This window comes from Clostridium disporicum (assembly GCF_001405015.1).
Classification (GTDB): Bacteria; Bacillota; Clostridia; order Clostridiales; family Clostridiaceae; genus Clostridium; species Clostridium disporicum_B.
Genome location: NZ_CYZX01000006.1, coordinates 13,220 through 24,773, shown reverse-complemented (window position 1 = coordinate 24,773; position 11,554 = coordinate 13,220). Strand labels below are relative to the sequence as shown.

General features: G+C 28.5%; 12 protein-coding genes. 2 read left to right on the top strand and 10 right to left on the bottom strand.

Annotated elements, in window-relative coordinates; genetic code table 11:
* Positions 1-5 precede the first annotated feature (5 nt).
* On the bottom strand, positions 6-401 hold the full coding sequence (locus ARA56_RS05080; protein WP_055264579.1) for an RrF2 family transcriptional regulator: 396 nt from the start codon (positions 399-401) through the stop codon (positions 6-8).
* Between the two features lie 304 nt (positions 402-705).
* Complete coding sequence (locus ARA56_RS05075; protein WP_055264578.1) at positions 706-1,524, bottom strand: alpha/beta fold hydrolase; 819 nt, start codon at positions 1,522-1,524, stop codon at positions 706-708.
* Between the two features lie 859 nt (positions 1,525-2,383).
* On the opposite strand from ARA56_RS05075, the gene ARA56_RS05070 reads away from it, so the two are divergent.
* The gene (locus tag ARA56_RS05070; protein WP_055264577.1) at positions 2,384-2,806 is read left to right on the top strand and encodes an FKBP-type peptidyl-prolyl cis-trans isomerase; all 423 of its coding nucleotides are present in this window, start codon (positions 2,384-2,386) and stop codon (positions 2,804-2,806) included.
* 151 nt (positions 2,807-2,957) lie between these two features.
* Here the strand turns inward: ARA56_RS05070 and ARA56_RS05065 are convergent, their stop codons facing one another.
* The 7 genes from ARA56_RS05065 to ARA56_RS05040 all read right to left on the bottom strand — a co-directional run bounded on the left by ARA56_RS05065 (position 2,958) and on the right by ARA56_RS05040 (position 8,165).
* Positions 2,958-3,311 carry a DUF5661 family protein gene (locus tag ARA56_RS05065; protein WP_055264576.1) on the bottom strand — a complete coding sequence of 118 codons (354 nt, stop codon included), beginning with the start codon at positions 3,309-3,311 and terminating at the stop codon, positions 2,958-2,960.
* Positions 3,312-3,548: 237 nt separating this feature from the next.
* On the bottom strand, positions 3,549-4,277 hold the full coding sequence (locus ARA56_RS05060) for a TIGR01906 family membrane protein (RefSeq protein ID WP_055264575.1): 729 nt from the start codon (positions 4,275-4,277) through the stop codon (positions 3,549-3,551).
* 110 nt (positions 4,278-4,387) lie between these two features.
* Positions 4,388-5,431: an ADP-ribosylglycohydrolase family protein gene (locus tag ARA56_RS05055; protein ID WP_055264574.1), complete on the bottom strand. Its 1,044-nt coding sequence runs from the start codon at positions 5,429-5,431 to the stop codon at positions 4,388-4,390.
* 155 nt (positions 5,432-5,586) lie between these two features.
* Positions 5,587-6,075: an NUDIX hydrolase gene (locus ARA56_RS05050; protein WP_055264573.1), complete on the bottom strand. Its 489-nt coding sequence runs from the start codon at positions 6,073-6,075 to the stop codon at positions 5,587-5,589.
* A gap of 184 nt (positions 6,076-6,259) precedes the next feature.
* The gene (locus ARA56_RS16600; protein ID WP_156334254.1) at positions 6,260-6,400 is read right to left on the bottom strand and encodes a hypothetical protein; all 141 of its coding nucleotides are present in this window, start codon (positions 6,398-6,400) and stop codon (positions 6,260-6,262) included.
* Between the two features lie 152 nt (positions 6,401-6,552).
* A complete protein-coding gene (locus ARA56_RS05045; protein ID WP_055264572.1) occupies positions 6,553-7,284 on the bottom strand; it encodes an MBL fold metallo-hydrolase in 732 nt (243 codons plus the stop codon).
* Between the two features lie 179 nt (positions 7,285-7,463).
* Positions 7,464-8,165, bottom strand: a complete 702-nt coding sequence (locus ARA56_RS05040) for a DUF1287 domain-containing protein (RefSeq protein WP_055264571.1) — start codon at positions 8,163-8,165, stop codon at positions 7,464-7,466.
* 272 nt (positions 8,166-8,437) lie between these two features.
* Between ARA56_RS05040 and ARA56_RS05035 the strand changes: the two genes are divergently transcribed.
* On the top strand, positions 8,438-9,733 hold the full coding sequence (locus ARA56_RS05035; RefSeq protein WP_055264570.1) for a hemolysin family protein: 1,296 nt from the start codon (positions 8,438-8,440) through the stop codon (positions 9,731-9,733).
* Between the two features lie 275 nt (positions 9,734-10,008).
* Here the strand turns inward: ARA56_RS05035 and ARA56_RS05030 are convergent, their stop codons facing one another.
* Positions 10,009-11,487: a chromate transporter gene (locus ARA56_RS05030; RefSeq protein WP_055264569.1), complete on the bottom strand. Its 1,479-nt coding sequence runs from the start codon at positions 11,485-11,487 to the stop codon at positions 10,009-10,011.
* Positions 11,488-11,554: the final 67 nt, after the last annotated feature.

Here is an 11,554-nt window from a genome sequence, read left to right as displayed (position 1 = left end):
ATTTTTTATAAAATATCTTTTAGTGTATATTTTGAAAATTCATCAATAAATCGATTAAGTGCACCTGCTGATATGCCTTTAAGCTTACAGCCAGGAGCCATAAATGGACAACTATCTGGCTTATTGAAACATTCAATTAGATTAAGATTATCCTCTGTTAACTTAAGAACATCTCCTAAATTTATCTCTTCAGGCTCTAGTCCCAGCTTAAGTCCACCAGTTCTTCCCTTTATAGATATTATAAAATCTGTTTTTGCAAGCTTATGAACTACTTTTTTTATATGATGCTCTGATGCATTTAACTCTACTGCCAGCTCTTCTACAGTAGAAAGTTTATCTCTATTATTTGCTAAATATATTAATACTCTAAAAGCATAATCTGTAAATTTTGATAGTTGCATTATTATCGCCTCTTTTTCTATTACTGTTATTTCATATTATATCATAGTTTTATTTACAGTTATAACATAAGTTAATATCTGTATTATTTCAAATTAGCAAATCATATGTAAAGACTGGAATAATTAATTAAATTCCTGTAAATGTGCCTTTAGTTTTGAAACTACTGAAAAATCCCCTACTAGCTTCAAGAAATATCTTATGATTTAATTTCATCTAATGCAAACTTCATAATCTAAATGCATAGAGTAAAAAAGGACACAATACCGTGTCCTTTTAATTTTGCATTATAATAAATTATTAAATTTAATTATCCTTCTCAACAAAGCCCATCAGTTCTTCATTAAATTTATCTTTCTCATCATAAAATAGTCCATGTCCACTTTTCTTAAACTTTACTAGTTTAGAGTTCTTAATAAGTTTATTTTGCACCTCTCCAAGTGGAGGTAAAATTACTTTATCGTGGATTCCATGCATGATTAGTGTAGGAACATTTATTTCTTTCATATCTTCAAAAAGACACTCATTAATCCATGTACGAGCAACTGCTGCTGTAGCCCATCCTGCTGCTTGGAAACCTAATTGTAAAAACCATTCTGAAAACGGTCTGCTTACCTTCCTATAGAAAAAACTTTTCCCAAAGTCTTCTAACATCTTAGGCCTATCCATATAAGTTCCCATTATTATATTATCAACCGCTGATTTATCTAACCCATAAGGAAAGTCAGGTCGTTTTATAAGACTAGGTGCTGCAGCTGCACATAATACAAGTTTTGATACTCCACAGCCATTATGTCTTGCCATATATCTTATCGCAATAGCTCCCCCAGTAGAATGTCCCACTAATGTGAAATCTTTCAACTTAAGCTGATCAACAACGGATTTTACATCATCAGCCAATGTATTATAATCATACCCATATGATGGTTTATCAGATTTTCCAAATCCCCTTTGGTCTAACCCTATACATCTATATCCCTTTTGTGAAAAGTAATCAAATTGATATTCAAATAAGTTATGGTTTCCTGGCCATCCATGTAGAAATACTATAACGTCCTTACATTCTATATTAATGTCCTCTACATAAATTTTTGTATTGCCACTAACTCCAACATAATATCCCACTTTATATTTCTCCATTAATAAAAATTTTCACTACTATACTATTACTATGCTGATATATTTGTGATTCCACGGGTCTAAGGATTTCACCATATATATAACTACAATAAAAAATAGAGCCGAAGCTCTACTTTTTATATTATCTAACTATCTCTAATGTATATAATATTTTTTAATATACTAAAGTTTATATGAAATTTATATATTGTATCTTAAATAATTCTTTTACTATATAGCTTTTTTTATTTTTTCATTCTTTATCTTATTACGCTTTCTATACATCACTCTTTTTTTGTGGTTCCATAGTATACGTTGAAAAATTATTTTTACTCTTTCTTTCATAGCTACATCTCCCTTTTACCACCCATTTAAACGTTAACAAGAGATAAATATATTCTCAAGATTATTTTTATTTATCCCTTAGTAACTTTTAATATCTATATATAATTATTATACCCTTTACTGTAAAATTTTACCACTTTTTATTGATTTTTTTTCTATATTTTTATTAATTATTCGTTAATATAAAAGTTAACATAGACTATTCCTATGCTGACTTTTATAAATATTATTTAACTTTTAAATCAATCTAGAATCTTCTTTAAGTCTCTTCCATTAATTTTTGTATAAATATTTAATTTTAATCTAATTGCAAATAAAATCTCGAATTTAATTCATATATAGTTATTTTTCAACTTTATAATCGCTTTACATTTAAAATTTATAAATATATCTTATATACGTTATTTTTGATTATTTGCTTTTTAATCCCAAGTAGTATAGTATACAGTTAAGTAAATCTTTAAAGTTCTAATTTCTTAAATGAACTTAAGTAAAAAATAAATAAAAAGGGAGTGTTATTATGGCAGTACATTTAATTACATATTTTATGCAACAAAGAACACATGCTCATAGTGAAAGTTGTGGATGTGGAGATGAGCATCACCACGAGCATAATGATAACTGTGGATGTGGAGAAGATCATCATCACGAACATAGTGATAGCTGTGGTTGTGGAGAAGACCACGAACACGGTGAAGATTGTGGATGCGGAGGGGATCCAGATTATGATTTAGTTTGTACAATAGAAACACTAGGAAAATGGGCACAATTTACCCCTACCGGTTTCTTAGTAGTATCTGATTTAAATTCTGATGAAATATTAGAAAAACTTAGACCAACTGTAGATACTAGAGATATAATATTTGTAACAAAGGTAGATCCTCAAGACGTAGCTTGCACAATTCCACAATGTAAAGACTGGATAGTTAGCGTTACTGCATAACTAATAAAAACTTAATTTTAAAAAAATGTGCCTTCGGCAGAGTGTCATAACTCTATTCCGAAGGCAATTGTCTTATATTATCAAATTCATCTAGTAGTTTCTCAACTAATCTTATCTCTACTAGTTATGCCTCTAAAATCATGGAAATTAACTAAACATTTTCACTCCAATATTTTGTAGCTTCTTCCTCCAACTTCTTTAACCTTGTGTAATAATCCGGGAACTCCTTCAAATGCGCTAAAGCTATTTTTCCTGTAAGTATTGGATCATTTTTAGTTACATTACATTCGGGACACTTTGTTCCATGTTCAAGTTCAACATTAACCCCAGCCGTAAACTCGTCTAAATCAAACTTTTCTTTAGCGAAATCAATTTTCAAGGCTCTAGCTATAAGTAATGCATCCTCCTTAGTAAATGATGGTTGATTCTTAGATTCTCTTTCATGCTTTAAGGTATATGATATCTTTTTTCTAATCTTTTTTACTTCAGACTTAGTTTTACTCATTTTAAATCCTAATTAAAATTTATTGTCATTACATCATATTCTTATAAAATACTATTGATACATTTATTCCTATAATAAATAAATCCCCTTATTTAAATCTCTATCTTATCGCTACTTAACTCCTCTTTTATTGGTACTAAACAATATGTTCTTAACATGAACATTATCTCACTATAATTTTTACAATTTGCATAAATTGTTTTATTCCCATTTTCTCTCATAATCGTATTATGCTATTTATACCTCTATAGCACTGTTTTCTGAGTATGACTTAATATTATTTCTGTTTCTATAATATCCCCATTTAACAGCTATAATCATAATAACTAATAAAATTAAAATTGCTCCCCCACATATCATAAATAATTCCTCTGGAAGAGCAATTATAATTGGGTCTATCCTTGGATCAAAAATCCAATAGTCATTTCTAAAAAATAACTTGTGAAACATTGTAAATGCCCACGAAAAATCTATAAAATAAAGAACTACTATTCCTATAAAGAATATTATTAATAGGTTTGCACTATTATTAAAATTTCTTAGTAATCCTCTAATATTTATCGAACCCTTTTTATATTTATTAAAAATGAACCATCCAGCTAATGCCATTATAAAAACAGCAATAATTACCATCAAGGCTATAAATATCTTCTTAACCTCGTAAAAATGAACTTCTCCATAAGTACTCATAACAAAATTATCAAATTCAAGCTTGTCTATAAATGGGTTTTGAAGATAATTAATCAATCCTCCATATTCCATCATCAAAGCTTGTTCACTTAATCCTGTTATAGTTGTTAAATCATACTTTTTAACTACTAACTTATATATCCATGTAGAATTTATAATTGTTACTGCAGCTATACATATAGCTGCAATACTTGAATATATTATCCAAGCACATTTTGCTAAGTTTTTTATAATACTTTTTTCTTTCTTAATTATATTAACATTTGATTTTCCCATACGCTCTCCTTATACTTCTTTCATTTGTTAACATAATTATATCACACTTACTACCTTATTCTATTTATTCTTTCGATGATAACATTTACATTTGATTTAACTATAATCCTTTAATATCCCGGATATTTCATCCACCAATCTCCCTCATCAGAATAGCCTGTTAATAAATCATCTGCAACTTTAGTTATTACATCATATAACTCTAACTTACTAGTCCATTTTCTAGGAATTTTATTTAAACCTAGATGTGCACCTAAAATATTTCCTGTCATAGCTCCTGTACTGTCGCTATCTCCACTATGATTAACCGCAGCTATTATTGCTCCTTCAAAATCATCCTTATATCTCAACGCGCAAAAAACTGCTATAGCAAGTGCTTCTTCCGCAATCCATCCTTGTCCTATTTCTTTTATACATATCTCATTACTCTTTTTACTTATAGATAAATTAATAGCCTTTTTTAATATATCTATAACATCTTCACTATTATAATATTTAGAAAGTTCAATTAAAGCATCTTCCACAGAGTGAACTATATCCATTCCAGATATTATACTAGAAATAATATAGGCAAAAGCTCCTGCTGATAGATGTCCTGTAATATGACCATGTGTTATAGCGGCACATTCCATGCCTTTATTAAAAGCAAAGTTAGGTCTATAAAATAGTCCCACTGGAGCTACTCTCATCACACATCCACACCCTTTGCTATCATTCACAGGATTATCAATAGTTCCTAACTCTCTATTTCTTAACGATGTCAAACAAGTCATTCCTGGCGCTCTTTTTACATATAATTCTTTTTGCTTAATTAAATACCCATCATATATATTTAAATCATCATCTGCTGGATCACCTTGTGTATATAGCCATCTTAAATAAGCATTATATATACATTTATTACTATCGCTTACTCCCTTGTTATATCCTCTAGTCTCTCCTCTTAATAATCCTTCTGCAGTGAATAACGTCATTTGTGTATCGTCTGTTATTTCTGCTCTTCCTCGTCTCCCTATAATAATGTTATTTATTCCATTTTTTCCATACTTACTTTTTATTTCTTCCAAGGACATAAATTCAACTGGCCAGCCTAAAGCATCGCCTATAGCCCCTCCAACTAAACATCCTCTATAATATACCTTAGTTTTTCGCATTAGATTTTCCTCCTTATTAATTAAGAGTTTTTAATATGTATAATTTAAATTTGCTTTTTCACAAGAGAAATATTTAGCTTTGAATGAGATGAAAATACTTTCTATAACCAGATAAGTATTTCTTATATCAGTAAATATTTCTCTTGCTATAAGCACTAACTAATCTTTTCAAAAAACCTTTTTATATATGGATATGGTACAAACTCTCCATTTGCTATCATTTTAAAAATTTCTTTTTTGGTAGCCCATCTAATTTCGCTAACTTCTTCAACTTGAAGTACACATTCATTCAAATTTATATCTTGTTGAACTAACCAAATATCACAAAAATTATCACCTCTCTCTAGAGTGAACATAACTTTAGCACAATCCATATTAGGTTCTATCCCAAGCTCTTCATTAACTTCTCTTATGCATGTTCCGTAACTATCTTCACCTACTATTGCTGCTCCGCTAGTTAAAGACCACTTATTAGGATTATATAAGACTGTACTAGCTCTTTTTTGAATCAAAAACTGTTCTTTACTATTCATAATCCATACATGTACTGCTAAATAATATTCTCCTGGGGTAAGCTTATCTCCTTTTAGTACGGTTTTTCCTAACTTTCTTCTATCTTTGTTATAAACATCCGCATATTCCATTAACAAGCCCCCTTTTTAGTATTATTATTCAGTATAGTTCCAAATATTTCCTATTATTAAATTAAAAAACTTAATTTAATATATTAATTATCTCTTCACTACAAAGGTTTTTTATTAATAAAATAAATATGCCTTTAGCATAGATAATTTGCTCCATGCTAAAGGCATATTTTTATATAAAATATTATTTGCTAATAGTCTTTTCTCCATCACATTCCCAATGTAGTTGATATTTACACTTTTCACAAGTTATTATTCCTTCTGACTTAACTCCAGCTCCCTCAGTTACTATTTCATTACATTTTGGGCATATAACCTTATCCATAAATACTTCTCCTTATATATAACATTTTTTTCTTCAGTTTAATTATTGTCCACTTTTACTTAATTCTATACAAAGTATCTATAAATAATGCTTAAACTAAAAAAAGTTAGAGCTTTTTTTATATAAATCTCTAACCCTTTTCTTTCCCTTAACTATATATTCATTATATCTTCAATAGCTTTATTTATATTTTTCTTGTATATTCCTCCATGATAACAGATAGCTTCTCTTATATCATAATTATGTAATTTCCTTAAAGAGCTATAATATTCTTCATCATTAAAGTTTAAATCACTATCCGTAGTTCTTATATTCCCATCCTTAATTATAAATGCATCTCCAGCAATTAATACTTTTTCCTCCTCTATATATAAGCTTAAATGACCTGGTGTATGGCCTGGTGTATAAATAACACTCACCTCATTAAATCCTGGAATCAAATCGCCATCATTTAAAATCTCATCTATCTCAACTTTATTACAAGAATAAAAATTTTTCATTTTTTCATATAAAACTTTAGCTTCATTGGGTAAATAGTTAAGATTTCTTTCTAAATTTGCTACTTTAGTAGGCATTTTAGTTCCATTTATATATCTAGCTTCATTTTCAGATGCAAATACCTTTACATTTGGTAACTCCTTTAAAATATCCTTAACACATCCTACATGATCTATATCTTGATGAGTTATAACTACTGCTGATAAATCTTGAAAGCAAAGCCCTTCCTCTTCAATAGCTTTTTTTATATCATCAATCTGTCCTGGATTTCCAGTATCTATTAAAAGTAATCTATTCTCCTTAGCTATTAATGCTGGATATATATATTCATTAGGATTCATTGTAGCTTTTAATTTTAGTACATAAATATTATCATTTAATTTCATTTTTTTCCTCCAAAACTCCTTTAAAATTAAATACTATAAAAGAAGTAAATAAAATTATTTATACTAAATATTATTAGAATATTTTTTGACTTTAATACTAAAATAATGTACCTAATATTTTCACTCTATCCCTGATTTATTGTTTCATTAAATATTTAAGAATATTGTACTATTTGATTCTAATCAACTTTCCCTTTAAATCTATAATGTCCTGTTATTGGTTGCCAAATTGTGTATTTTACAAGCATATTTTCTTCTCTAACTGGTTGTCCTCCATTATGAATTATGTATGGTACCCCATCTTTGTTTCTCTTATCAGAAATTATAGCTATATGAACATATTGTTCTCCAAAAATAACTATATCTCCTGGTTGCCATTCCTCTATGTCATAAGGATCTAAAGTTAAAGCTTCTGCATACCTATCAAAAAACACCTTTAAGTTAGGTACTCTTCTAAAATCTATATTCTTGTCAGGTGTAACTTCAACTCTTGGATACAAGTCAACATTCTCTTCAATATCTTTATCTACCATATCTTTTAAAGAATAACCTGCATTTCTAAATGCTCTCCATATAACATCAGTACATACACCTTCTTCATTAGGTGGATATCCTCCATCATAATAAGCACTATGATATTTAGGCTTATTTTTAGCATCAATTCTAGCACCAATAACTATATCTGTATAATCATCTATTCCATTTCCGTTATAATCAGTATCACTTAATATAGTTTCTATATCAAAATCATCCGCTGTATAACTTTGTTGTGGTAATAAATTAAAAAAATCTAATGCAACTACTATCCCGACAAGTATGATAAATACAATTATAATTATAAAATATTTTATAATACTTTTTATCTTTAAATTAAATCCCATATTCTCCACCTCCATTTACTATAATTATCCTTATTTACTATTATATATTAAAATAACCGCTTTTAACGTTACAGAATTATTACAATTTATTTGTTAACAAATTTCTTTGTTTTTGAGTATATTTTATTAATAAAAAGTATTTTATTTAATTATGGATTTATAGTTTCATGTATCTCCATCTATTATGTTTTTAATGTTCCTTTTGCTGTTTGTAAGTGAAATTTTACTATGTTATAATAAGTTAATTTATTTTTGAGGGGGAATATTATTAAATGGACGGTAGCCCGAGTGGGAACTTTATTCTTATTTTTATCTTAGTTATGGTTAATGCATTTTTCGCATCTGCTGAAATGGCAATCGTATCTATCAACAAAACCAAAATAACTTTATTAGCTGAAGATGGCGATAAAAAAGCCAAGCTTTTATTGGGTTTATTAAAAGAACCTAGTAATTTTTTAGCTACAATTCAAGTTGGTATTACTTTTGCAGGTTTCTTCGCATCTGCATCTGCTGCAACTTCAATATCATCTGGACTTGCTTATTTTTTATCTAGTCTAGGTGTGCCTTATAGCTCAAATATAGCAGTATTATTAATTACTCTATTGATTTCTTATATAACATTAGTTCTCGGTGAATTGTTACCTAAACGAATAGCTCTGCAAAATGCTGAAAAAGTTGCTATGTTTACGGTAAAACCTATTATCTTTATTTCAAAGCTTACGAAACCATTCGTATGGTTCTTATCTGCATCAACTAATTTACTTTTAAAAATTTTAGGTATTAAAACTGATGGCATTGAAGAAAATGTATCAAGAGAAGAAATCAAGAGTTTAATTGAGCTTGGCGAGGAGCAAGGGGCTTTAAATGAAACTGAAAGAAATATGATTGATGGAATAATTCAATTTGATGATATATTAGCAAAAGAAGTTATGACACCAAGAACAGAAACATTCTGTCTTGAAGTTAAGTCAAGTATTAAAGATAATATAAATACTATTTTAGAAGAAAGCTACTCTAGAATTCCTATATATGACGATGATATTGACAATATAGTTGGTATATTATATATGAAAGATATCTTTTCTAATGTAGTTAATAAGGGAATTGAAAATTTATCTATAGAATCTATAATGAGAAAACCTTATATGGTGCCTGAAACAAAAAATATAGATGATTTGCTTAAAGAATTAAAATCAACAAAAAATCATATGGCTATATTAATTGATGAATATGGTGGTTTTTCTGGAATTGTTACTTTAGAAGACTTAATAGAAGAAGTTATAGGTGAAATTTCAGACGAATATGATGATAACTCTTCAAAAATTAAGAAGCTTGATGATAAAAATTATATAGTTGACGGACTTGTTACCATATCTGATGTAAATAAATATTTATCTCTTAATTTAGAATCTGAAATTATAGACACAGTTGGTGGACTAGTTCTTGAGAATCTAGGTGTAATTCCTAATGGTTATATAAATAAAGAAATAACCATAAACTCTATAATATTTAAAATTTTATCCCTAGATAATAAGAGAATTGATAAAGTTCAAATTACAATTGCATAAAAAATTAGAAGTTGTCTTTTTCTGACAACTTCTTTTTAATATCTTTCTTATATAATACTATTCTTAAACATTTGCAGTAAAATTATTATTAATAATAAAAATTTAAAAACCACAAAGCTTTAAACGATTTATATCGCTAAACCTTCGTGGTTAAGACATTTACCTACTTCTATTAACTTTCTATCTTGCAAGCATTATGCTTACATATTAATTTTAAACCTGATATTACCATATGTCAATACTAATCTTCTTTAATTTTTAATCAATAAAGTTAACTAAATCATTTGTAGCATAGAAAGACTTATTACAGCACTTCCACAAAGTAATATAATATCACTTAAATGATATCTCTTATGAACAAAATAAAGCATTGCTATAGCTAAAATCATAAGAGGTAATGCTGTAAATCCTGCTATTCCTAATCCTGCAGTTACCTTCATACCTTCTATCATCATGCTTAACGATGTTGATATAAGCATTCCACATACTACAGGTAATATAAATTGTTTTACCATAATTAATGCCCTTGAATCTTTTAATGCATCATAACCAAGTAACACTACTATTGCTACTATGCAGCAAGCTCCTACAGCTACTGACATTGCAAATATTGCTAAAAGCCATCCATATAATACTCCACTTAAGCTTCCACCTAAAATAAAACCTACACCTGCTGCTATCTTAACTAATATTGGTCCTGGAAGTGCATTTGCTATGGCTACAATCTTATTATAAAAATCTCCTGCATTCACCATTCCACTTTGTACAAAGATTCCATCTGCTACTGAAACGTAAGCTTCACCACCACCAAAAGATGTAACTGTTGATATAGCAACATCTCCTGCAAAAGTTCCCATATTACCACCTTCTGGAGCTAAAATCATCAATAAAATAAATAATACAACTGGTATTGCTATAAATAACCCAATTGAAATATATGCTTGTTTGCTTATTTTAAACCTTGACTTTTCTTTTTTTAGTCTTTTCTTATTATCTCTTACTATGGCATAACAAGCTAAAATAGCAATAGCTACCATAAGTATCTTTGATATTATTCCACCACTAGTAACAAGTTCATTTTTCCCATTTATAAAGGCAAAAATTAAAGAAATGCTAGTTCCAATTATCATCGATTCTTTAGTTCTTATTAACCCTATAAAAAGTATCATAAAAAATGATATTATCATCAAATTTATAGTTGATATATCAAATACTATAAAACTTAATACACCTAAATCTCGTTCTAAAAATGATGAGATTAAATGTCTTATCTCTTTCCCACCAGTTAAAGCAAATGCTACTATGCAAATCATTATATAGTACTTCTTTATACCTTCTTTTTCACCTGATTCAATTACTTTTAATATGTAACTTAGAAGTAAGTTAATTATAAATACAGATATTCCAACTGATGCAAATTCTATATAATGAGCAATCTTTTCACCTGCAATTGAAAAAAGTGTTAGAAGTACTAAAGTTAATATTACTCCTGGAAGTGTAACTGCATATGCTCCTAATATACTTCCTAGTCCCCCACCTCTTTCATATCCAGCAACTGCACCAAGCTTTACTGGAAGTGCTCCTGGCGTGATATTAGCTATTACTGTATGTTTTAAATAATCATCTTCATTAAACCATTCCTTATCTTCAACTATCTCTTTTTCAACTATCGGTATTAAAGCACTTCCACCACCAAAACCAATTACACCAATCTTAAAAAAAGATGTAAAAATACTTATTAACCTCTTTAACATTTTATCCCTCCTCTCTTCTACTAATAAATTCTCAATTCAAACTCATCCAATTATATTTTAATATATT